This is a genomic window from Lysobacter sp. HA35, assembly GCF_054061195.1.
Genome location: NZ_JBSSDY010000001.1, coordinates 2156506 through 2178115, shown reverse-complemented (window position 1 = coordinate 2178115; position 21610 = coordinate 2156506). Strand labels below are relative to the sequence as shown.

The 21610-nt window shown below is 66.6% G+C and carries 21 protein-coding genes and 1 pseudogene; 16 read left to right on the top strand and 6 right to left on the bottom strand.

Annotated elements, in window-relative coordinates:
* The first annotated feature begins 145 nt into the window (after positions 1-145).
* Positions 146-1657, top strand: a complete 1512-nt coding sequence (locus ACVWZN_RS10805) for a peptide MFS transporter (RefSeq protein WP_456954751.1) — start codon at positions 146-148, stop codon at positions 1655-1657.
* A gap of 67 nt (positions 1658-1724) precedes the next feature.
* Here the strand turns inward: ACVWZN_RS10805 and ACVWZN_RS10800 are convergent, their stop codons facing one another.
* Complete coding sequence (locus tag ACVWZN_RS10800) at positions 1725-2201, bottom strand: MarR family winged helix-turn-helix transcriptional regulator (protein ID WP_456953816.1); 477 nt, start codon at positions 2199-2201, stop codon at positions 1725-1727.
* A 96-nt stretch (positions 2202-2297) separates the two neighbouring features.
* On the opposite strand from ACVWZN_RS10800, the gene hppD reads away from it, so the two are divergent.
* The 6 genes from hppD (at position 2298) to ACVWZN_RS10770 (ending at position 8653) form a co-directional block, all read left to right on the top strand.
* Positions 2298-3371, top strand: coding sequence for a 4-hydroxyphenylpyruvate dioxygenase (gene hppD, locus ACVWZN_RS10795; protein WP_456953815.1), 1074 nt, complete (start codon positions 2298-2300; stop codon positions 3369-3371).
* A gap of 61 nt (positions 3372-3432) precedes the next feature.
* Entirely contained in the window at positions 3433-4743 is a 1311-nt protein-coding gene (hmgA, locus tag ACVWZN_RS10790) for a homogentisate 1,2-dioxygenase (RefSeq protein WP_456953814.1), read from the top strand.
* A 61-nt stretch (positions 4744-4804) separates the two neighbouring features.
* A complete protein-coding gene (locus tag ACVWZN_RS10785) occupies positions 4805-5560 on the top strand; it encodes a lectin (protein ID WP_456953813.1) in 756 nt (251 codons plus the stop codon).
* Between the two features lie 9 nt (positions 5561-5569).
* On the top strand, positions 5570-6535 hold the full coding sequence (locus ACVWZN_RS10780; RefSeq protein WP_456953812.1) for a sodium:calcium antiporter: 966 nt from the start codon (positions 5570-5572) through the stop codon (positions 6533-6535).
* Between the two features lie 31 nt (positions 6536-6566).
* Positions 6567-7790, top strand: coding sequence for a Na+/H+ antiporter NhaA (nhaA, locus tag ACVWZN_RS10775; protein WP_456953811.1), 1224 nt, complete (start codon positions 6567-6569; stop codon positions 7788-7790).
* Positions 7790-8653 carry an NAD-dependent epimerase/dehydratase family protein gene (locus ACVWZN_RS10770; RefSeq protein ID WP_456953810.1) on the top strand — a complete coding sequence of 288 codons (864 nt, stop codon included), beginning with the start codon at positions 7790-7792 and terminating at the stop codon, positions 8651-8653. The genes nhaA and ACVWZN_RS10770 overlap by 1 nt, the downstream gene beginning before the upstream one ends.
* On the opposite strand, the gene ACVWZN_RS10765 is transcribed toward ACVWZN_RS10770, so the two are convergent.
* From ACVWZN_RS10765 to ACVWZN_RS10755, 3 genes are all read right to left on the bottom strand, one after another.
* The gene (locus ACVWZN_RS10765; RefSeq protein WP_456953809.1) at positions 8654-9562 is read right to left on the bottom strand and encodes a DMT family transporter; all 909 of its coding nucleotides are present in this window, start codon (positions 9560-9562) and stop codon (positions 8654-8656) included.
* Complete coding sequence (locus ACVWZN_RS10760) at positions 9562-10038, bottom strand: Mpo1 family 2-hydroxy fatty acid dioxygenase (protein ID WP_456953808.1); 477 nt, start codon at positions 10036-10038, stop codon at positions 9562-9564. Before ACVWZN_RS10760 ends, ACVWZN_RS10765 begins: the two co-directional genes overlap by 1 nt.
* A 90-nt stretch (positions 10039-10128) precedes the next feature.
* Positions 10129-11058 carry a phosphoribosylaminoimidazolesuccinocarboxamide synthase gene (locus ACVWZN_RS10755; protein WP_456953807.1) on the bottom strand — a complete coding sequence of 310 codons (930 nt, stop codon included), beginning with the start codon at positions 11056-11058 and terminating at the stop codon, positions 10129-10131.
* Positions 11059-11173: 115 nt separating this feature from the next.
* Between ACVWZN_RS10755 and ACVWZN_RS10750 the strand changes: the two genes are divergently transcribed.
* The 7 genes from ACVWZN_RS10750 (at position 11174) to ACVWZN_RS10720 (ending at position 16844) form a co-directional block, all read left to right on the top strand.
* Positions 11174-11515 (top strand): J domain-containing protein, encoded by a 342-nt coding sequence (locus ACVWZN_RS10750; RefSeq protein WP_456953806.1) that lies wholly within the window; start codon positions 11174-11176, stop codon positions 11513-11515.
* 13 nt (positions 11516-11528) lie between these two features.
* A complete protein-coding gene (rpe, locus tag ACVWZN_RS10745) occupies positions 11529-12206 on the top strand; it encodes a ribulose-phosphate 3-epimerase (protein ID WP_456953805.1) in 678 nt (225 codons plus the stop codon).
* A 289-nt stretch (positions 12207-12495) separates the two neighbouring features.
* Complete coding sequence (gene trpE, locus ACVWZN_RS10740; RefSeq protein WP_456953804.1) at positions 12496-13977, top strand: anthranilate synthase component I; 1482 nt, start codon at positions 12496-12498, stop codon at positions 13975-13977.
* 117 nt (positions 13978-14094) lie between these two features.
* Positions 14095-14292: a hypothetical protein gene (locus tag ACVWZN_RS10735; RefSeq protein ID WP_456953803.1), complete on the top strand. Its 198-nt coding sequence runs from the start codon at positions 14095-14097 to the stop codon at positions 14290-14292.
* Positions 14293-14468: 176 nt separating this feature from the next.
* A complete protein-coding gene (locus ACVWZN_RS10730) occupies positions 14469-14723 on the top strand; it encodes a hypothetical protein (protein WP_051234659.1) in 255 nt (84 codons plus the stop codon).
* Positions 14724-14822: 99 nt separating this feature from the next.
* On the top strand, positions 14823-15497 hold the full coding sequence (locus ACVWZN_RS10725) for a response regulator transcription factor (protein ID WP_456953802.1): 675 nt from the start codon (positions 14823-14825) through the stop codon (positions 15495-15497).
* Positions 15498-15500: 3 nt separating this feature from the next.
* Positions 15501-16844: an ATP-binding protein gene (locus ACVWZN_RS10720; RefSeq protein ID WP_456953801.1), complete on the top strand. Its 1344-nt coding sequence runs from the start codon at positions 15501-15503 to the stop codon at positions 16842-16844.
* 3 nt (positions 16845-16847) lie between these two features.
* Here the strand turns inward: ACVWZN_RS10720 and fdhD are convergent, their stop codons facing one another.
* Both fdhD and ACVWZN_RS10710 read right to left on the bottom strand, forming a co-directional pair.
* Positions 16848-17639 (bottom strand): formate dehydrogenase accessory sulfurtransferase FdhD, encoded by a 792-nt coding sequence (gene fdhD / locus ACVWZN_RS10715; RefSeq protein WP_456953800.1) that lies wholly within the window; start codon positions 17637-17639, stop codon positions 16848-16850.
* Positions 17636-19885: an FdhF/YdeP family oxidoreductase gene (locus tag ACVWZN_RS10710; protein ID WP_456953799.1), complete on the bottom strand. Its 2250-nt coding sequence runs from the start codon at positions 19883-19885 to the stop codon at positions 17636-17638. Before ACVWZN_RS10710 ends, fdhD begins: the two co-directional genes overlap by 4 nt.
* A 360-nt stretch (positions 19886-20245) precedes the next feature.
* Here ACVWZN_RS10710 and ACVWZN_RS10705 point away from each other — a divergent pair, with 360 nt between their 5' ends.
* Entirely contained in the window at positions 20246-21025 is a 780-nt protein-coding gene (locus tag ACVWZN_RS10705) for an SIMPL domain-containing protein (RefSeq protein ID WP_456953798.1), read from the top strand.
* Between the two features lie 4 nt (positions 21026-21029).
* Positions 21030-21609, top strand: a pseudogene (locus ACVWZN_RS10700) (anthranilate synthase component II).
* The last annotated feature ends 1 nt before the right edge of the window (position 21610 follow it).

Here is a 21610-nt window from a genome sequence, read left to right as displayed (position 1 = left end):
TTGCAGCAACATGTCCGGTTTGACGCCTTGCGCGCCGTTCGGACATTCTCGGCCGGTTGCTCGCGCCCGCGAATTTCCGTGGGCGTCTCTTTTACGAAGCAGGAATCACCGAATGAGTGCGCAAGTACCCGACGCCGCAGAACCGATGGGCCCGCCGCTGCATGCGCCGGGCGGCCCGAACATCACGCCGCCCGAGTTCAACCAGGTCATGGGGCATCCGAAGCCGTTGTGGATGCTCTTCATGTCGGAGTTCTTCGAACGCTTCGCGTTCTACGGCATCCGCTGGGCGCTGGTGCTGTACATCGTCGCCCAGTTCCATGGCGGCAACGCCACCGGCGAGAAGCCGGCCAGTGAGCTGTACGGCGCGTACCTCGCACTCGTGTATGCGGGTGCGATCTTCGGCGGCTGGATCGCCGACAAGCTGGTCGGCTACCAGCGCTCGATCCTGCTGGGCGCGGCGATCATGGCGCTCGGCCTCTTCATGATCGCAGTGCCGAACGAGCAGATCTTCAAGCTCGGCCTCGCCACCGTCATCGTCGGCAACGGCCTGTTCAAGCCGATCATTTCGACGATGGTCGGCAAGCTCTATCGCGCCGAGGACCAGCGTCGCGACTCGGGCTTCACCATCTTCTACATGGGCATCAACCTGGGCGCGATGATCTCGCCGGTTATCACCCAGTTCCTCGCGCAGAAGATCTTCGGCACCGACGCGATGCCGTCGTACAAGATCGTGTTCATCGCCGCCGGCGTCGGCATGATCCTGTCGCTGCTGTGGTTCTGGATGGGTCGCAACCAGCTCAAGGGCATCGGCCTGCCGCCGGTGGGCAAGGAAGGCCTGGGTCGCCTCGCGATGGTCGCTGTCGGCGGCCTCGTCATCGGCGTGCCGGCGTTCTACTTCCTGCTGACCATCAGCGCTCACGCGCTGCAGTACATCCTGATGGCGCTGATCATCGTGCCGGCGATCATGCTGCTGGTCGAAGGCATCCGCGAAGGCAAGGTCGCGCGCGACAAGGTGATCGCGATGCTGATCATCTTCGTGTTCAACGTGCTGTTCTGGGCGTTCTTCGAACAGGCCGGCAGCTCGTTCAACTTCCTCGCCGACAAGATCGTCAACCGCCAGTTCGGCGACTGGACGTTCCCGGTGGCGTGGTTCCAGTCGGTCAATTCCGTTGCGATCATCACCCTGGCGCCGCTGATGGCGTGGATGTGGGTGGCGATGGGCCGCGCAAATCCGTCGATCCCGCGCAAGTTCGGCCTGGGCCTGATCTTCAACGGCCTCGCGTTCCTGCTGCTGATGTTCGCGCTGACCAAGCTGGTCGATCCGCAGAGCCTGAAGATCCCTTTCTGGACGCTGTTCGCGGTGTACGTGATCCAGTCGATCGGCGAGCTCTGCCTGTCGCCGATCGGCCTGTCGATGACGACCAAGCTCGCACCGGCGCGTTCGGCTGGCTTCGCGATGGGCTGCTGGTTCCTGTCGATCGCGATCGGCAACAACCTGGCCGGCATCTTCGCAGGCGAGGCCAGCGGCGAAGGCGGCATGACCACCGCGTCCGCGCTGACCGCGTACACGACCGGCTTCTGGCTGCTCGCCGGTTCGGGCGTGCTGTTGTTCCTCATCGCGCCGCTGGTGCAGCGCCTGATGCACGGCATCAAGTAACTCGATCCTGCGACACGAAAAAGGCGGCCTACGGGCCGCCTTTTTCTTTGCACGGTCGACGGCGATGTCAGCGCGTGCCGAGATCGGCTTCCGCGCGCAGCTCGAGTTCGTCCAGGCGATCGAGCAGGCGGAACAGCACGTCGCGTTCGTCCGCGGCCATGCCCTCGAGCAGGCGCTTTTCGAACGCGATCGCGAGCGGCGCGACCTGGTCGTGGATGTCGCGCCCCGCATCACTCAGGCGCAGCACCGATCGACGCCGGTCGTCGTCGTGCGTCTCGCGCTCCACGCGTCCGGCTTCCACCAGCCCGGCGACGGCGCGGCTCACCGCCACCTTGTCCATCGCCGTGCGCTGCGCGACCTCACCGGCCGACAGCTCCGGGTAGCGGCCGAGCACGGCCATCACGCGCCATTCGGTGACGCCGAGATCGAAGCGCTCGGAGTACATCTGCGCGATCGCGCCGCTGACGCGGTTGCTCAGCACCGACAGCCGATAGGGCAGGAAATGCTCGAGATCGAGGGTGGCGGCGTCACGGTTCAGGCTCATGCTGCGTCGCGCCTTGCAAGTAGTTTCATCTGAAACTATAAAGCTTCGACCCTGCGCCGCAAGCCCGGCGCGACTTCCACCTTCGAGGACTCCCCCATGAGCGCGCAACCGAATCTCGGCATGCAGGTCACCACGTTCGAGAACCCGATGGGGATCAACGGCTTCGAATTCGTCGAATTCGCCGCGCCCCAGGGCGAGGGCGACGCCATGCGCGACTACCTGCGTCGGCTCGGCTTCAGCCCGGTCGCCAAGCACAAGAGTCGTGCGATCACGCTGTTCCGCCAGGGCGGCGTCAACTTTCTGCTCAACGAAGAACCCGATTCCTTCGCGTCGAAGTTCGCCGCCGAGCACGGCCCGTCGGCCTGCGGCTTCGCGATCCGCTTCACCAAGCCGACTACCGAAGTGCTGCGCCATGTCACCGCGAACGGCGGCGAGGAAATCGACGGCGACGGCGCGGTCGGCGCGCTGAAGATCAAGGGCATCGGCGACTGCATGCTCTATCTCGTCGACGACGGCGCGAACGTCTACGAAGACTACGAGGCGATCCCCGGCGCCGACCAGAACCCGCGTGGTTTCGGCCTGACCTTCATCGACCACCTCACGCACAACCTGTTCCTCGGGAACATGCAGAAGTGGTCGGACTACTACGAGCGCCTGTTCAACTTCCGCGAGATCCGCTACTTCGACATCAAGGGCGCGAAGACCGGCCTGCTGTCGAAGGCGATGACCGCGCCGGACGGCATCGTGCGCATTCCGCTCAACGAGTCGAACGACGAGCGCAGCCAGATCAACGAATACCTGCGCGCCTACAAGGGCGAGGGCATCCAGCACATAGCGCTGTTCACCGACGACATCTACGAGTCGATCGAAGCGATGCGCGAAGCGGGCGTCGCCTTCCTCGACACGCCGGATACCTACTTCGACGTGATCGACCAGCGCGTGCCGAACCATGGCGAGGACGTCGAGCGCCTGCGTCGCAATGCCATCCTGATCGACGCCGACCTCGAGACGAAGGAACGCAAGCTGCTGCAGATCTTCACCCAGAATGCGTTCGGCCCGATCTTCTTCGAGATCATCCAGCGCAAGGGCAACGAAGGCTTCGGCGAAGGCAACTTCCAGGCGCTGTTCGAGTCGATCGAACGCGACCAGATGAAGCGCGGCGTGCTCTGACGCACCGATCCACCGGCCCCTGTTCGCAGGGGCCTTTCGCATCCGCGACAGGAACCCTTCGATGACGATCGAAAGCACCGGCTACCAGTCCGGCTTCGGCAACGAGTTCGCCACCGAAGCGCGCCCCGGCACGCTGCCGGAAGGCCGCAATTCGCCGCAGCGCGTCGCGCACGGCCTGTACGCCGAGCAGGTGTCGGGCACCGCGTTCACCGCACCGCGCCATGCGAACCGTCGCAGCTGGCTGTATCGCATTCGGCCCGCGGCGATGCATGGACCGTTTGCGCGCTACGAAGGCCCGGCGTCGACCACGTTCCACAATGATTTCGACACCGGCCCGGTCAGCCCCGACCAGATGCGGTGGAGCCCGATGCCGCTGCCGGGCGACGATGCGTCCGTCGATTTCCTCGATGGTCTGTTCACCATGGCCGGCAACGGCTGCGCCGCGTCGCAGTCGGGCATCGGCGTGCATCTGTACGCCGCCAATCGCGACATGCAGGGCCGCTGGTTCTATGACGCCGATGGCGAGTTGCTGATCGTTCCGCAGCAGGGTCGCCTGCATATCGAAACCGAGCTCGGCGTGCTTGACGTCGAGCCGCAGCAGATCGCGGTGATTCCGCGCGGCATCCGCTTCGCGGTGAAGCTGCCCGACGGTGCATCGCGCGGCTACATCTGCGAGAACTTCGGTGCGTTCCTGCGCCTGCCGGACCTCGGCCCCATCGGTTCCAACGGCCTCGCCAATCCACGCGATTTCCTTGCGCCGAATGCAGCATACGAAGACGTCGAAGGCGACTTCGAACTCGTCGCGAAATTCCAGGGGCATTTGTGGCGCGCGGACATCGGCCATTCGCCGATCGACGTGGTCGGCTGGCACGGCAACCACGCGCCGTACGTCTACGACCTTCGCCGCTTCAACGCGATCGGGTCGATCTCGTTCGACCATCCCGATCCGTCGATCTTCCTGGTGCTCACCAGCCCGAGCGACACGCCCGGCGTCGGCAACATGGATTTCGTGATCTTCCCGCCGCGCTGGCTCGTCGCGCAGGACACGTTCCGCCCGCCGTGGTTCCACCGCAACATCGCGAGTGAATTTATGGGGCTGATCCACGGCGCGTACGACGCAAAGGCCGAAGGTTTCTCGCCCGGTGGTTGCTCGCTGCACAACTGCATGACCGGCCATGGCCCCGATGCGACGACGTTCGACAAAGCATCGAACGCGGACCTGTCGAAGCCCGACGTCATCAAGGACACGATGGCCTTCATGTTCGAGGCGCGTTTCGTGATCCGCCCGACGCAGCAGGCGATCGACGCCGCGCATCGCCAGCGCGATTACCAGGCCTGCTGGGCTGGGCTCAAGAAGAACTTCGCAGGCTGACGTTTCGCGACGGGTTCACGGCCGCCGGCTAGGCTGCCGCGAACCGACCGTGGAGCGCCTCATGAAGCACGTTGCATCGCTGATCCTCGTAGCCGGGCTGTGCGCCTGCTCCGGCCGACCCGCCAGCGATGCCACGCCTGCGACCGCGGATGCCGCAGCGTCGGCGCCTGCGGCATCGGGTACCGCACCAACTTCTGCAGACGCAGCGACGGCGGCGACGCCCGCATCGACCGACACGCCGGCCACCGCTGACGCATCGACAGGCCCCACCGCATCGACACCGCCACCCGGCGCGCAGGGCATCGCGGTCGGCGAACCGAACCCGAGTGCGCCCGGCGGCCTGCACACGCCGGCGAACGATCCCGCGCCGTCCAGCGCCAACAGCCCGGCGCATTTCGACGGCTACGGCGACATGAAGTTCGGCATGACGGTCGAGCAGGCGAAGAAGGCGTTCAACCGCGAACTCGGCGGTACGGTGAAAGCCGGCGAGTGCGGCTATCTCAATCCGGTGGGCGAGCTCGGCGCCGCGGGACTTCGTTTCATGTTCGACGGCGGCAAGTTCGCGCGCTACGACGTCAGCAACGATCGCGCGGTTGCGCCGGGTGGCGGACGCCGTGGCATGGGCATCGACGACATCCGTCGCCTGTACGCAGGTCGCATCAGCGAAACGCCGCACAAGTACGTCGACGGCGGTAAATACCTGAAGGTGTCGGGCAACGGCGGCGCGGTGGTGTTCGAAACCGATGCCGCGGGCAAGGTCACCGCATGGCATGCGGGTGTTGCGCCGCAGGTCGACTACATTGAAGGCTGTTCCTGAGGATCGACCATGCCCGACGTCACCGCTTCCGCGCTGTGGTTCCTGCTCGCCCTCGTGCTGCTCGCACTGGGCGGCGATTCGATCGTTAGAGGCGCAGCAGGACTTGCGCGACGCTTCGGCTGGCCGCCGTTCGCGGTCGGTCTGGTGCTGGTCGCGTTGGCGACGTCGATCCCCGAGCTGGTCGTCAACTTCTATGCGGTCGCGAAGGGCGACGGCGAACTCGCGCTGGGCAATGCCGTCGGCAGCAACGTCGTCAATGTCGGCCTGACGCTCGCGCTCGCCGCGATCGCCGCACCGGTGCTGGTGCGCTGGCGTTCGCTGTCGCATCTGCTGATCGCGTTGCTCGCGGCGACTGCGCTCGTCTTGGTGATGTCGCTCGATGGCCAGCTGTCGATGCTCGACGGCGCCATCCTCGTCGTCGCCTTCGTCGCGATCATCGCGTTCAAGGTCACGCGTAGCGCGGACGAATCGTCGGAAGTGCGCGCAGAGATCGAAGGCTTCACGCGCACCAGCGACATGCTCGCGCAGAACCTCGTGCGCATCGCGCTGGCGACGGTCTTCCTCGGCTACGGCGCGCGGCTCATCGTGCAGCACGCACCGGTGGTCGGCGAGGCCATGGGCCTGACGCCGCTGCTCACCGGCCTGCTGCCGGTCGCCATCGCGACCGCGCTTCCCGAAGCCGCGGGTGCGATCGGTGCGGCACGCCGCGGGCAGGGCGACCTCGTCGCGGGCCACGTGATCGGCTCGAGCCTGGTCAACATCCTGCTTGTGCTCGGTGGCATGGCGCTGCTCGCGCATGGCTTGGCGATCCCGGCATCGTTCGTGCGCTACGAGTTGCCTGCCGCGTTCGTGTTCGGTGCGTTGATGCTGCCGGTGCTGCGCGGCGACATGCGCGTCTCGCGCAACGAAGGCATCGTGCTGTTCGTCGCGATGCTCGCCTGGATCGCCTTCGAGATCGTCCGCCTGCACCGCTGAGTCGCAGGACGCGGCCGATATACTCGGCCGCATGGATGGAATCCGCAGTCATTCGGCCATCGGGCCGCGCGCCGTGCGTGCACTGGCCGACTTCTTCCGGCTCGAGGCGGCCGGCGGCATCGTGCTGATCGCGGCCGCAGTGGTCGCGATGATCTGCGCGAATTCACCACTGTCGGGCGCATACGAAGCATTCCGCGACATGCCGTTCGCCGTGCGCATCGGTGATGCGGAACTCGCCAAGCCGCTGCTGCTGTGGATCAACGACGGCCTGATGGCCATCTTCTTCCTGCTGGTCGCGCTGGAGATCAAGCGCGAGGCCACCAGCGGGCAACTGGCCGAACGCAGCCAGCTGGTGCTTCCGCTGGTGTGCGCGACTGCCGGCGTCGTCGTGCCCGCGCTGATCTTCGTCGCGCTCAATCGCGGCGATGCCGGCGCGCTGCGCGGCTGGGCGGTGCCCACCGCCACCGACATCGCGTTCGCGCTCGGCGTACTCGCGCTGCTCGGCCCGCGCGTGCCGGTCGGCATGAAGCTACTGCTGTCGACCATCGCGGTGGTCGACGACCTGATCGCCATCCTCATCATCGCGATCTTCTATTCGCACGGGATGTCGTTCTTCGCGCTCGGGCTTGCAGCCGTCGCATTGATCGCGATGTTCGTGCTCAACCGCATGCACGTCACCGCGCTGACGCCGTACCTCGTGCTCGGCGCGGTGCTGTGGCTGTGCGTGCTGAAATCCGGCGTGCACGCGACGCTGGCCGGCGTCGCAACGGGATTGATGATTCCCCACGTCGACAAGCGCAACGACATCGACGACGAGATCGAGCATTCGGCGCTCGAGACGCTCGAACACGCGCTGCATCCATGGGTCGCCTACGCCATCCTGCCGCTGTTCGCGTTTGCGAATGCCGGGCTCGCGGTGCGCGGAATGGCAGCCGGTGACATGTTCGATGCGCTACCACTCGGCATCGCGCTGGGACTGGTGCTCGGCAAGCCGATCGGCATCGCCGGTGCGGCGCTCGGTCTGCGTGCGCTCGGCCTTGTGCGCCTGCCCGAAGGCATGGATACGCGCTCGACGCTGGGGCTCGGCCTGCTCTGCGGCATCGGCTTCACCATGAGCCTGTTCATCGCCTCGCTCGCGTACGACGACGCGCATCGTTACGAGGAAGCGGTGCTCGGTGTGCTCGCGGCATCCGTGCTTTCGGCGGTGCTCGGTTATGCGTGGCTGCGGCCTGCACTCGCACGGAACGCGACCTGATGCGTCATGCACTGGTGTTCGGCGGAACCGGGCAGATCGGTGAGCCGCTGATCGATCGCCTGCGCAATGCCGGCTGGCGCGCCACTGCGTTGTCGCGCAATGCACAGCGCGACGAGCCGGGACTGACCTGGCTTCAGGGCGCGTTCGACTCGATGCCGCTGCTGCCGGTGGAAGTCGACGCGATCGTGAGTTGCGGACCGCTCGATGCGTTCTCGCACTGGTATGCACGCAATCCCCCGAAGACTGCCCGGGTGGTCGCATTCGGTTCGACCAGCGTGACGGTGAAGCAGCATTCGGTCGATCCCGAGGAACGCGACGTCGCGCAGCGTCTTCATCTCGCCGAAGATCGTTTGATGACGGCTGCGCGCGAACGCGGTGCCGCAACCACGATCCTGTGCCCGACACTGGTCTACGGCGCCGCACGCGACGCCACGTTGAGCCGCATCGCGCGCATCGCGCATCGCATGCGCTGGTTCCCGCTGCCGCGTCGCGCGACGGGCCTGCGCCAGCCGGTGCATGTCGTCGACCTCGCGGCCGCAGCAGTGGATTGCATCGGCGCGACCGCCGCGCACGATCGCGCCTTCGATCTGCCCGGCGGCGAAACACTGATGTATCGCGACATGGTGCGTCGCGTACTGCGGGTGCTCGAACCGCCGGCGCACCTGCTCGAGCTGCCGCTGCCGGTGTTCGAATTGGCGGTGCGCATGGCGCAGTCGCGCGGGATTGCGACCGGTTTCGGTGACGCCGCGATCGAACGCATGCGTCGCGACCTCGTATTCGATGCCACGCCCGCACGCGAGGCGTTCGGCTATGCGCCGCGCGCGTTCACGCCCAAGGCGTCGATGTTTCCACGCTCGGGCTGATCAGATTTCGGCCGGTTCGCGCACGACATCGCGCGATTTCGCCAGCGCACGCAGCGCGATGATCAGCACGCCGCCCAGCACCATGGCGCCACCGACCAGCAGCCGCGGTCCCGGGCGGTCGCCCCAGAACAGCACGCCGAGGATCACCGCCAGCACGGGCGAGATCAGCAGCCACGGCGTCACCTGCGCGATCGGATGTCGCTTCACAAGCACGTAGTACAGACCGTGGCCGAGCAGCGATGACAGGAACGCCGCATACGCCGCGCCGACCCAACCGACCCACGACACCTGCGGAAGTTTCGCGATCGCACCGGGCTCGGTGAAATGGCTGACCGCGAGCAGCGGCAGCATGCTGATCAACGCGATCCAGCCCTGCTGGCTGAAGACGTCGAGGCCCTTCAGGCGCTTCATCAGCACCGTTGCCAGCGCGAGGAATACCGCCGAGATCAGCATCGAAATCAGCGATGCCGGATGGTCGAGCACGATGGGATCGAAACCCAGCACCAGCACGCCGCCGAAGCTCACCGCGATCGCGAGGCCGGTACGCCATCCGAAGCGCTCGCCGAGCACGAACCAGCCCAGCAGCGCCGTCATCGGCACGTAGCTCTGCATGACGATCGCCGGCGACGACAGGTCACCCGCGAGCTTGAGCGAGGTGAAGCTCAGCCCGAAGTGCAGCACGCCGAGGCAGATCGCGACCGCGAACAATCGCGGCCACTGACCGGGCGCCGGACGCTTCATGAAAGGCAGCAGCGCGCCGCCGAGGATCGCGAAGCGCAACGCGGTGAACAGGAACGGCGGGATCTCGCGCAGCGCGAGTGCGGACGTCAGGAAGTTGCCCGCCCATGCAAGGCAGATCAGCAGTACCAGTACGAGATCGCGGCCGCCGAGGCCGGGATTGCGCGTCATCAGTAACCGATGCCCATGCGACGGAACAGCTTGGCCATCACCCAGGCCGGGCCGATCAGCAGGTAGGTGAGGTCGGTGAAGAAGCTCGGCTTGCGACCTTCGATCTTGTGGCCGACGAACTGCCCGATCCATGCGACGACGAACACCGCGATCGCGAGCGTCAGCAGGCCCTTCGCGCCGAGCACCGCGAACAGCACGCGCGTCACCAGCCCGAGCACGACGAACGCGATCGCCATGCCGAGCCCGAGGCTGCGCGAGTGGCGGTAGTAGAACAGCGCCGCGAGCAGCATCGCCGCGCCGGCGAATATGCCGTCGTTGAACATCGTGGTCGGCGACGGGATGCACCACAGCAGCGCGATCACACTCCACAGGATCGCAGGCACGCACCACACGTGGATGTGCTGGTTGGTGTGGTTGCGGTGGTCGTCGCTGTAGCTCGCGAACCAGCGGTCGATGGGGCGGACGTCGGCGTTCATGGTCGCTCTCCGGCGAAGGCGACCATCATGCCGCAGCGTGTGCGCACCCGGCGTTGCAACGGTGGGACGGCCGGTAGGCCGTCCGATGCCTCAGTCGACCGAAATGCCCGCGAGGCGATCGAGCGCTTCGGCGTACTTCGCACGCGTCTTCTCGATGACTTCCGGCGGCAGCACCGGGCCGGGCGGTGTCTTGTCCCAGCCGATCGCTTCCAGGTAGTCGCGCACGAACTGCTTGTCGTAGCTTGGTGGGCTGGTGCCGACCTGGTACGAATCGGCCGGCCAGTAGCGCGACGAATCCGGCGTCAGCATTTCGTCCATGACGTAGAGGCGGCCGTCGGCGTCGGTGCCGAATTCGAACTTGGTGTCGGCGAGCAGGATGCCGCGCTGCGCGGCGTAGTCGGCGGCGTAGGCGTACAGGCGCAGCGTCGCGTCGCGCACCGCTTCGGCGAGTTCGGCGCCGCACAGGCGCACCGCGGCGTCGAAATCGATGTTCTCGTCGTGATCGCCGACCGCGGCCTTGGTCGACGGCGTAAAGATCGGTTCGGGCAGCTTCTCGGCCTGACGCAGGCCGTCGGGCAGCGCGATTCCGGAGACGCGACCGGTGCGCTGGTAATCCTTCCAGCCGCTGCCGATCAGGTAGCCGCGCGCGATGCATTCGATCGGAACGGGCTTGAGGCGACGCGTGACCACCGCGCGCTTGGCGTACAACGCCGCGTCGACGCCGTCGGGCAGCACGCTGGCGACGTCGATACCGGTGAGATGGTTCGGCACGATGTGCGCGGTCTTGCCGAACCAGAAATTGCTGATCTGGCAGAGCATCTCGCCCTTGCCGGGAATCGGGTCGGGCAGAACCACGTCGAACGCGCTCAGGCGATCGGTGGCGACGATGAGCAGGTGGTCGCCATCGTGTGCGACTTCGGGCGGCAGGCGATCGGCCGGCACGTCGAACACGTCGCGGACCTTGCCGCGGTGACGCAGGTGGAGCCCGGGCAGTTCGGACGTCAGCAGCGAAGGTCGCATGGGCCTGTCGAACACGGCCGCCGGAGGCGGCGGGCCGGGCAGTGTACGCCGGCGGCCGTCGTGCTGCAGGTACACTGCCGGCCCGATCTCCGACCCCGCAGGCAGGGCCCGCCGCGTGCGCACGACCCGGTGGTACGGCAAATTGCTGGGCTTCTTCGCGGGTGCCGCGCTGCTGCGCGCCGAGCCGCCGCTGGGCGCGCTGCTCGGCCTGCTGATCGGGCATGCCTTCGATGCGGACTGGTTCCGCCTGCGCGACGACCCGTATCGCATTCTCAACGTGGCGGACGACGCCAGCGATGCCGACATCGACCAGGCCTACCGCCGGATGATGTCGCAGTACCACCCCGACAAGTTCGCGACCGCCGCACCCGAGTTGCGTCGTCGCGCCGAGATCAAGGCGCGGGACATCAACGGCGCGTACGACCGCATCCAGGCGCTGCGCAAGCCGCGTCGCTGAACCAGAGATCGCCATGCAATCGACCGTCATCGCACCGTCCATCCTGTCCGCGAACTTCGCCAAGCTCGGTGAGGAAGTCGACAACGTGCTGAAGGCGGGCGCGGACTGGGTGCACTTCGACGTGATGGACAACCATTACGTGCCCAACCTCACCATCGGCCCGATGATCTGCGAGGCGCTGCGCAAGCACGGCGTCACCGCGCCCATCGACGTGCACCTGATGGTGGAACCGGTCGACCGCATCGTTCCGGATTTCGCGAAAGCCGGTGCGTCGATGATCACCTTCCATCCCGAAGCGAGCCGGCACGTGCATCGCACCGTGCAGCTGATCAGGTCGGTCGGATGCCAGGCCGGCATCGTGCTGAATCCCGCGACGCCGGTCGACGTGCTCGATTACGTGCTCTCGGACATCGACATGGTGCTGCTGATGTCGGTGAACCCGGGTTTCGGCGGGCAGGCGTTCATTCCGTCCGCGCTCGACAAGCTGCGTCGTGTGCGATCGATGATCGATGCGAGCGGCCGCGATGTGCGCTTGGAGATCGACGGCGGCGTCAAGGCCGACAACATCGGCGAGATCGCTGCGGCCGGTGCGGATACGTTCGTCGCCGGCTCGGCGATCTTCAACGCGCCGGACTACGCCGACGTGATCGCGCGCATGAAGTCCGCGGTGGACGACGCACGCCGTCGCTGAAAAAGAAAAGCCGGTGTCCGAAGACACCGGCCGGGGAATCAAGGAGGCATCCTGCCTCGCCAGTCGTCCCTGCGATGGCCTCCTCTATTCCGGATGTGCGGTGACAGGTCGATGACACCGGGCGCGCTCATGCATGAATGCACCGCCGTTTCGCCCGTGACGCGCAAGCCGCTATAGTCCGGCCCCATGACTCCGCACACGCAATCGCATCGCCTCGCCACGGGTTGGCGATGGTGGCCCTGAGCCGCCGTCGTCCATCGCACCCGTCGTTCTTCCGAGGAGATACCGCGTGACATCGTTCGAGTCGTTCCAGCAGCAGGCCGACGCCGGCCACAACCGCATTCCCGTCGTCCGCGAAGTGCTGTCGGATCTCGACACGCCTCTGTCGGTGTATCTCAAGCTCGCCGACGGCCCGCATACGTACCTGTTCGAGTCTGTCGAAGGCGGTGAGCGTTTCGGTCGCTATTCGATCATCGGCCTGCCGGCGCGACGCGTGTATGCGTTCGCGGGGCACACGTTGTTCGTCACCGAGGACGGCGAGCTCGTCGAATCGCGCGAGGTCGAGGATCCGTTCGCGGAAGTCGAGCGCCTGCGCACCGCGCATTCGGTACCGCGCCTCGAAGGCCTGCCGGGCTTCACCGGCGGCCTGGTCGGCTGGTTCGGTTTCGAATGCATCGACTACATCGAGCCACGACTCGCCGCCGGCGGACGCGGCAAGCGCGACGAACTCGGCACGCCCGACATCCTGCTGATGCTCAGCGAGGAAGTCGCGGTGTTCGACAACCTCAAGGGCCGGCTGTACCTGATCGTGCACGCCGATCCGTCGCAGCCGCATGCGTTCGCGCGCGCGAATCGCCGCCTCGACGAACTCACGCATCGGCTGCGCCAGGGCGGGCCGGGTTATCCGGAAACGCTGCATGCCGCTGCGCTGGATGAAACCGATTTCATATCGGGCTTCACCCGCGATGGCTTCATCGCCGCGGTCGAGAAGTCGAAGGACTACATCCGCGCCGGCGACATCTTCCAGGTCGTGCTGAGCCAGCGTCTGTCGGTGCCGTTCACCGCGCGGCCGGTCGACGTCTACCGCGCGCTGCGTGCGCTCAACCCGTCGCCGTACATGTACTTCCTCGACGTCGGCGACATGCAGGTGGTCGGCAGTTCGCCGGAAATCCTGGTGCGGCTGGAAGACGGCGAAGTCACCGTGCGACCGATCGCCGGCACGCGGCGTCGCGGTGCCACGCCCGAGGAGGATGCCGCGCTCGAAGTCGAGCTTCTCGCTGATCCCAAGGAACGCGCCGAACACCTGATGCTGATCGACCTCGGCCGCAATGATGTCGGCCGCGTCAGCGAAGCGGGCACGGTCGAAGTCGGCGAGCAGTTCGTGATCGAGCGCTACAGCCACGTCATGCACATCGTCAGCGAAGTGACGGGGCGCCTGAAGGAAGGGCTGAGCTATGCCGACGTGCTGCGCGCGACGTTCCCCGCGGGCACCGTCAGCGGCGCGCCGAAGATCCGCGCGCTGGAAGTGATCCGCGAACTCGAACCGATCAAGCGCAACGTGTACGCCGGCAGCATCGGCTACATCGGCTGGCATGGTGATGCCGACACCGCGATCGCGATCCGCACCGCCGTCATCCAAGACGGCCGCCTGTACGTGCAGGCGGGCGCCGGCATCGTGTACGACTCCGACCCCGCCGCCGAGTGGGAAGAGACGATGAGCAAGGGACGCGCGCTGTTCCGCGCCGTCGCGCAGGCCGCCAAGGGCCTTTGACGCATTAAAAAAAATTCATGGGCGGGCCACCTCCCGCGCAAGTGCGGCGAGGCACCGTGGGTTCGCGGACGGATTTGTCCGCCCGGTCGAACCCATCCCCTGTTCCAGGAGCTCACCATGAAGCTGCGCACCGCTCTGCTCGCCGTCGCCCTCACCGCCGTTGCCGGTGCCGCGTTCGCCCAGGACGCCACCCCGGCCACGCCGGCTGCGCCTGCCGCCCCGATGAAGTCGGCCACGCACCATTCGAAGCACCACGCCAAGCATCACGCCAAGCACCACGCCGCGAAGAAGACCGAGACCGCGAACAAGGGCTGATCGCCCCGCGATGTCGTGAAAAAGCCCCGCCAAGCGCGGGGCTTTTTCTTTGGCCGCTTCATTACCGAACTTTCATGACGCGGCCATCGCTGCGCCAAGGGGCGCGGCGCACTGTGGTCATCAAGGCGGCACCGCACCGCCGGCACTCCGCACCATCACTCGAGAGGAATACCGCCATGAACTTCCGCACCGCTCTGATCGCTGTCGCCGCCATCGCGTTCGCCGGTTCCGCGTTCGCCGGCACCACCGCGCCAGCCAAGGCCGAAGCGCCGAAGGCTGCCGCTGCCGCCCCGGCCAAGACCGCCGCCGCTGCTCCGAAGGCCACCACCGCCAAGGCTGCTCCGGCCAAGGCGGCACCGGCGAAGTCGACCACCGCGTCCAAGGACGCGAAGAAGCCGGCCGCCAAGAAGGACGAGCCGAAGAAGGGCTGAGCACGACGTCCCCCGGGCCCGTAACCCCCGGGCCCGCGATACCCCGCCGGTCCCCGCCGGCGGGGTATCTTTTTTCACCGACGCCACGTCGTACCGCACATGCGCATTCTTCTCGTCGAAGACGACCTGCACACCGCCGCGTTCATCGCGAAAGGCCTTCGCGAGGACGGCCATGCCGTCGACCAGGCGGACAACGGTCGCGACGGCCTGTTCATGGCCACGACCGAGCCCTACGACGCGCTGGTGCTCGATCGCATGCTGCCCGGCGTCGACGGCCTGACCGTGCTCAAGACCATTCGCGGCGCCGGAAGCAAAGTGCCCGTGCTGCTGCTCACCGCACTGGGCGATGTCGACAACCGTGTCGAAGGCCTGCGTGCAGGCGCCGACGATTACCTCGTCAAGCCGTTCGCGTATTCCGAACTCAGCGCACGCCTCGATTCGATCGCACGACGCGGTGGTGCCGGCGGCAGCGAGCCGACCAAGCTGCGCGTCGCCGATCTCGAACTGGACCTGCTGAGCCGCGAAGCGCGCCGTGGCGACAAGCGCATCGAGCTGCAGCCACGCGAATTCCGGTTGCTCGAATACCTGATGAAGCAGGCCGAGCGCGTCGTCACCCGCACCATGCTGCTGGAAGCGGTGTGGGACTATCACTTCGATCCGCAGACCAACGTCATCGACGTGCACATCAGCCGACTGCGCCAGAAGATCGACGCCGGGTTTTCAAAGCCGCTGCTGCATACCGTGCGCGGCGCGGGTTATCGGCTGGGCACCTGACGCGTGATCCTGCTGCTGCGATCGACCAGTGCCCGGCTCGCGATCGCGGTCACGCTGTCGTTCTTTGTGGCATTCGTGGTGCTCGGCGTCGGCGTGCGTTTCACGGTGTCGACGCTGCTCGACGGCGACACCCGCGACGTAGTGCGGGCCGACGAAGCGGGCCTGCTCGAAATCGCGCGCGACGATGGTCGCAAGGACTTCATCGAGGAAGTGCGCAACCGCGTCGACTCCGACGACGATGCAGCGGTCTACGGCCTGTTCGATCGCGCAGGACGTCGCATCGACGGGCCGCTCGCGCGCGTGCCGGGCCCACGTGACCCGCGTGGCTGGGTCGAGTTCGCACAGAACGACGACAGCGGCCGCGTGCGCGTGATCGCCCGCGTGCATCGCTTCAACGACGGCTGGACGCTGGTCACCGGCCAGCGCACGCGCTCGCAGGATCGCTTCCTCGCACTGATGCTCCGCACCGCGCTCGCCGCCGCGTTGGTCGCACTCACGCTCGGCGCACTAACGGGTGCGCTGACGTCGCGCTGGGTGTCGCGCCGCCTGCGTGATCTGGACGACACGGCCGCACGCGTCGGTGAAGGTCAGCTCGGACTGCGTGCGCCCGTCGACGGCAGCGACGACGCCTTCGATCGCCTGTCGCGACGCTTCAACGCGATGCTCGACCGCATCGAGGATCTGCTCGGCGGCGTGCGCCACGCCACGGACCACATCGCCCACGACCTGCGTACACCATTGACGCGCCTGCGCAATCGTCTGGAAGAAGCGCGCCATCGGGACGAGGAGGCACGCAGTCGCGCACTCGATGCCGCGATCGTCGAGACCGACCAGTTGTTGCAGGCGTTCGGCGCACTGCTGCGCTTGGCGCGCATCGAAGCACAGCCGGCAGTGGCGGACGAGCCTGTTCTCGACCTCGCCGAACTCGTTGCCGACGCCGCCGAGCTCTACACCCCGAGCGCGATGGAGCGCGGGCTCGAACTCGAATCGCGCGCGTCGTCGTGCCTGGTGCGTGGCGATCGCGACCAGTTGTTCCAGGTCATCGTCAACCTGCTCGACAACGCACTGAAGTACGCGCCGCAGCCGTCCTGCGTGCGCATCAGCCTTGCGCACGAGGACGGCGCTGCGCTGCTGTCGGTCGACGACGACGGCCCGGGCGTGCCGGATACCGAGCGCGAGCGCGTGTTCGATCGCTTCCAGCGCTTGGAAACCCACCGCGGTTCGCCGGGTATTGGGCTGGGCCTGAGCCTCGTTCGCGCGATCGTGCTGCGCCACGGCGGGCATGTGCGGCTGGTCGATCGTGGCCCGGGGCTGGGCGTGCGCGTAGTGCTACCGCTCGCGGAGTAACCGTCAGCCGTCGATGCGCCAGCTGTGCGAGTAAACGTTCATCTGCGCGCCGCGTGCGAAGGCGATCAGCGTGATGTTGCTGCGCTCGGCGAGTTCGATCGCCAATGTCGTCGGCGCGGAGATCACCGCGACGATGCCGATGCTCGCGCACGCGGCCTTGTGCACCAGCTCGTACGACGCGCGCGAACTCAGTGCGAGGAAACCGTCGTCGCGCTTCTTACGGGCTAGTGCGCCGACGAGTTTGTCGAGCGCGTTGTGACGGCCAACGTCCTCGCGCACACAGATTGAATCCGGCGTCACCCACGCTGCCGCATGCACGCCGCCGCTCTCGCGGTTCAGCGGCTGCGCATCGTGCAGCCGGCGCATGCCATCGACGATGTCGTCGGTGCGCACGCGGGATTCGTCAGTGACGATCGGCGCCGGGCGCAGCGTCTGTTCCAGCGATTCCAGTCCGCACAGTCCGCATCCACTCGCACCGGCGAATTGCCGATTGCGCGACGCGAGCCGATCGAAACAGTGCTGTGGCACTGCGAGTTCGAGCGCGGTGCCCTGCGCGTTGCGGCGAATCTCGACCAGTCGCAGCTGCGATGCCTCGTCGACAATCCCTTCGCTCAACGAAAAACCGAGTGCGAAATCGTCGAGGTCCGTCGGTGTCGCCAGCATCACCGCATGCGCGATGCCGTTGTACGCGAACGCGATCGGTGTCTCGACGATGACGCTGTCGTCGAACTCGCGGCGCGCATCGCCATCGACACGCAGCGCGGCGATTCGTTGCAGCCCGTCGGTGTCGCTCACGACGCCACGGCGTCCGATGCGCTCGGCGTCAGTCGCACGTCGATCGACTTCGACGTGGGCGTGCCGGCGCGTTCGGCCACGCTGCCCAGCGGTACCAGCGGGTTGGTCTCGGGGAAGTAACTGGCGAGGCAGCCATCCGGGATGTCGTACTCGACCAGCGTGAAGCCGCGCACGGTGCGCTCACCGTCGTCCCACACCGAGGTGATGTCGACCAGCTGGCCTGCGCGCAAGCCGTGGCGTGCGATGTCTGCCGCATTGATGAAGCAGACGCGACGCAGCCCGAGCACGCCGCGATAGCGGTCGTCGAGGCCGTAGATCGTCGTGTTGTATTGATCATGCGAACGCACCGTCATCAGCTTGAACGGCGCGACCGTCGCGTCGTCCTGCAACGCATGCACGAAGAAACCGGCGCGGCCCGTCGCTGTCGGAAAAACGCGATCGCGTGCCGGATGGTGCAGGTGGAAGCCGCCGGGATGGCGCACGCGTTCGTTGAAGTCTTCAAAGCCCGGCACCACGCGTGAGATGCGTTCGCGGATGCGGTCGTAGTGCGAGACCAGCTCCATCCACGGCACGCGCGTCGACGGCAACGTCGCTACCGCAAGCCGCGCAACGATCGCCGGCTCCGACAGCAGATGTTCCGACGCCGGAGCTTTCATGCCCGACGACAGGTGCACCATGCTCATCGAATCCTCCACGCTCACGGCCTGACGCCCGCCCGCCTGTTCGTCGATCTCGCTGCGGCCCAGGCACGGCAGCATCAGCGCGTCACGGCCGTGCACCAGATGCGAGCGATTGAGCTTGGTCGACACGTGCACGGTGAGCGCGCAATTGCGCAGCGCTTCTGCGGTGCGCGCTGTATCCGGCGTCGCCGCGGCGAAGTTGCCGCCCATCGCGAACAGCACCTTCGCGCGGCCGTCGAGCATCGCTTCGATACCCGTCACGACGTCGTGTCCATGCGCGCGTGGCGGCTCGAAACCGAACTCCACAGCGATCGCGTCGAGGAATGCCGTCGACGGCTTTTCATAGATGCCCATCGTGCGATCGCCCTGCACGTTGGAATGCCCGCGCACCGGGCAGGGGCCTGCGCCGGGCCGACCGATGTTGCCCTTGAGCAGCAGCAGCGCCATCAGCATCTGGATCGTCGCCACGCTGCGGCGGTGCTGGGTGATTCCCATGCCCCAGCACACGATGCTCGCGCGGCTTGAGTCGTAGATGGCCGCGGCTTCTTCGAGCTGAGCGCGCGTAAGACCCGACTGCACTTCGATTGTCGCCCAGTCCTGCGCGGCGAGATGCGCAGCGAATGCGTCAAAGCCGATCGTGTATGCATCGATGAATGCGGTATCGAGCGTGCCATGTTCGACCAGCGCCTTCGCGATGCCGGTCAGCGCGGCGAGGTCGCCACCGACGCGCGGCGTGTAGTAATCCGTCGCGATCTTCGTGCTGCCGCCGGTGAGCATCTCGGTCGGGCTCTTCGGATGCGCGAAGCGTTCCAGCCCGCGCTCGCGCAGCGGATTGAACACGACGATGCGACATCCGCGCTTCGCCGCCGCACGCAACTCGCCGAGCATGCGCGGATGGTTTGTACCGGGGTTCTGGCCGAAGATGAAGATCGCATCGGCGTGCTCGAAATCGTCGAGCGTCACCGAGCCTTTGCCGCTGCCGATCTGCTCGGTCATCGCGACGCCCGACGCCTCGTGGCAGAGGTTGGAGCAGTCGGGCAGGTTGTTTGTGCCGAGCTCGCGCACGAACAACTGGTAGAGGAAGGCGGCCTCGTTCGATGTGCGGCCGGACGTGTAGAACAGCGCTTCGTCGGGGCTCGACAGCGCGTTGAGATGGCGCGCCACCAGCGCGAATGCATCGTCCCAGCCGATCGGTACGTAGTGATCTGTCGCGGTGTCGTAACGCATCGGTTCCGTCAGCCGACCCTGTGCTTCGAGCCAGTGATCAGTCTCTGCGGCGAGGTCGGTGACGGTGTGCTGCGCGAAGAATTCGCGCGTCACGCGATGCGAGGTCGCCTCCGCCGCGACCGCCTTGACCCCGTTCTCGCAGAACTCGAACGTCGAATTCGGGTTGCGATCCGGCCATGCGCAGCCGGGGCAGTCGAAGCCGTGGTCCTGGTTGGTGCGCAGCAGCGCGCGCGTGCCGCCGGTGACGATGCCTTCGTCGCGCAGCGCCTGCCACGAGCGCCGCAGCGAATCCCAGCCGCCGGCAGGGCGCGTGTACGGTTTGAAGGTCGGGTCGGTCATGGAGGAAGGCGACGGAACGGATGGTGATTTAAGCACCGTGGGCCGTTGCGGATGCAGTCAGCGCGCCCGATGCGGCCCGGACCGTGGTCGCACCGTGGGGCTTGAGCCGCTACAGTAGGCCCATGCACCGCACCGCGCCTGTTCAGTTCCCGCATGCCGACGCCGGCTGGCGATGGTGGCCCCGCGCCATCGTCCGTCCTGCCCCGTCGCCGTCCGAGGAACCCGCGCGTGCCGTCCGCTCCACGTCCTGATCCAACCCCGAACCGCCATGTCATGACCGACCGCCTCACCGCAGTCGGCTTCGCCGTGCCTGCCCGTCCGCGTTCGACCGCAGTCGTCCCGTCATTCAAGGAGAGATCGATGCGCCGCATGTTCGCCACGCTCGCCCTGCTGTTCGCCGCCACGGTCGCGCAAGCGCAGGTCAATGCGCTGCCGCCAACGCGCCACATCCTGGTTTATGGGGATGCGCAGGCGCGGGCGATTCCGGATCGCTACCGAATCAGCGTGAACTTGACGGCGCTCGACATGGATGCCGGGGCGGCACGCAAACGCGTCGAAGACGCGCTGACCGCGACGGTCGCGCGACTTCGCAAGGCAGACGTCGCCGAACGCGAGATCGTGGCGACGTCGCTTTCCATCAATCCCGAGCAGCGCTACGACGACAAATTGCGTACGTCCGTGTTCGCCGGCACACGCGTACGCCGCTCCTTGAACGCGCGCTTCAATGACAAGAGCGCGCTCGAGAACTTCCTGTCGGGCCTGCAGACATCCGACGAGCTTTCGGTTTCCGACATACGCACCGAGCTGTCGGACGAGCCGAAGCTGCGGGAAGCCCTGCGCATGCGCGCGATCGAAGCCACGCGCGAAAAGGCGAGCACGATCGCAAAGTCGTACGGTGCACGGCTCGGTGGCGTCTACAGCGTGTCGGATGTTGCGCCGCAGTTCGAATACGGCATCCATGAAGGCAACTGGCCGTCGCTGTACGAATGGAATTCGACCAGCCAGTCGCTCGATCGCGTCGAGGTGACGGGGTCGCGTATTCCATCGCCCGCATCTCCGGCGCCGGGGGCGACCTCGCTCCAAACCGGCTACGTCACCTACACCGACCGCATCTACGCGGTCTTCCTGCTGGCGGATTGACCCCATGCTGTTGATGATCGACAACTACGACAGCTTTACCTGGAACCTCGTGCAGTACCTGCAGTCGCTCGGGGCGGGAGGTGAAGGTGGTGCGCAACGACGAGCTCAACGTCGCGCAGATCGATGCGCTTGCGCCGGAGCGCATCGTGATCTCGCCGGGGCCGTGCACGCCGAACGAAGCAGGCGTCTGCGTCGACGTGATCCGCGAGCTCGGCCCGCGCGTTCCGCTGCTCGGGGTCTGCCTCGGCCACCAAGCGATCGGGCAGGCCTACGGAGGCGACGTGGTGCGTGCGAAGACGATCATGCACGGCAAGACCTCGCGCATCCGCCATGAAGGGCAGGGCGTGTTCGCGGGTCTGCCGGATGCATACGAAGCGACGCGCTATCACTCGCTGGTCGTCGCGCGCGACACGCTGCCTGCATCGCTGGAAATGACGGCATGGACGGAAGACGCGGACGGCGGCTTCGACGAGATCATGGGCCTGCGCCATCGCGAGCATCCGGTCGAAGGCGTGCAGTTCCATCCCGAATCCATCCTCACCCAGCACGGCCACGCGCTGCTGAAGAACTTCCTGGAGCGCTGAC

Excerpts from the sequence above, each read along its gene's own strand:
- ACVWZN_RS10805 (WP_456954751.1), top strand. The coding sequence starts at position 146 with ATGGGCCCGCCGCTGCATGCGCCGGGCGGCCCGAACATCACGCCGCCC.
- ACVWZN_RS10800 (WP_456953816.1), bottom strand. The coding sequence starts at position 2,201 with ATGAGCCTGAACCGTGACGCCGCCACCCTCGATCTCGAGCATTTCCTG.
- hppD (WP_456953815.1), top strand. The coding sequence starts at position 2,298 with ATGAGCGCGCAACCGAATCTCGGCATGCAGGTCACCACGTTCGAGAAC.
- hmgA (WP_456953814.1), top strand. The coding sequence starts at position 3,433 with ATGACGATCGAAAGCACCGGCTACCAGTCCGGCTTCGGCAACGAGTTC.
- ACVWZN_RS10785 (WP_456953813.1), top strand. The coding sequence starts at position 4,805 with ATGAAGCACGTTGCATCGCTGATCCTCGTAGCCGGGCTGTGCGCCTGC.
- ACVWZN_RS10780 (WP_456953812.1), top strand. The coding sequence starts at position 5,570 with ATGCCCGACGTCACCGCTTCCGCGCTGTGGTTCCTGCTCGCCCTCGTG.
- nhaA (WP_456953811.1), top strand. The coding sequence starts at position 6,567 with ATGGATGGAATCCGCAGTCATTCGGCCATCGGGCCGCGCGCCGTGCGT.
- ACVWZN_RS10770 (WP_456953810.1), top strand. The coding sequence starts at position 7,790 with ATGCGTCATGCACTGGTGTTCGGCGGAACCGGGCAGATCGGTGAGCCG.
- ACVWZN_RS10765 (WP_456953809.1), bottom strand. The coding sequence starts at position 9,562 with ATGACGCGCAATCCCGGCCTCGGCGGCCGCGATCTCGTACTGGTACTG.
- ACVWZN_RS10760 (WP_456953808.1), bottom strand. The coding sequence starts at position 10,038 with ATGAACGCCGACGTCCGCCCCATCGACCGCTGGTTCGCGAGCTACAGC.
- ACVWZN_RS10755 (WP_456953807.1), bottom strand. The coding sequence starts at position 11,058 with ATGCGACCTTCGCTGCTGACGTCCGAACTGCCCGGGCTCCACCTGCGT.
- rpe (WP_456953805.1), top strand. The coding sequence starts at position 11,529 with ATGCAATCGACCGTCATCGCACCGTCCATCCTGTCCGCGAACTTCGCC.
- ACVWZN_RS10735 (WP_456953803.1), top strand. The coding sequence starts at position 14,095 with ATGAAGCTGCGCACCGCTCTGCTCGCCGTCGCCCTCACCGCCGTTGCC.
- ACVWZN_RS10730 (WP_051234659.1), top strand. The coding sequence starts at position 14,469 with ATGAACTTCCGCACCGCTCTGATCGCTGTCGCCGCCATCGCGTTCGCC.
- ACVWZN_RS10725 (WP_456953802.1), top strand. The coding sequence starts at position 14,823 with ATGCGCATTCTTCTCGTCGAAGACGACCTGCACACCGCCGCGTTCATC.
- ACVWZN_RS10710 (WP_456953799.1), bottom strand. The coding sequence starts at position 19,885 with ATGACCGACCCGACCTTCAAACCGTACACGCGCCCTGCCGGCGGCTGG.
- ACVWZN_RS10705 (WP_456953798.1), top strand. The coding sequence starts at position 20,246 with ATGCGCCGCATGTTCGCCACGCTCGCCCTGCTGTTCGCCGCCACGGTC.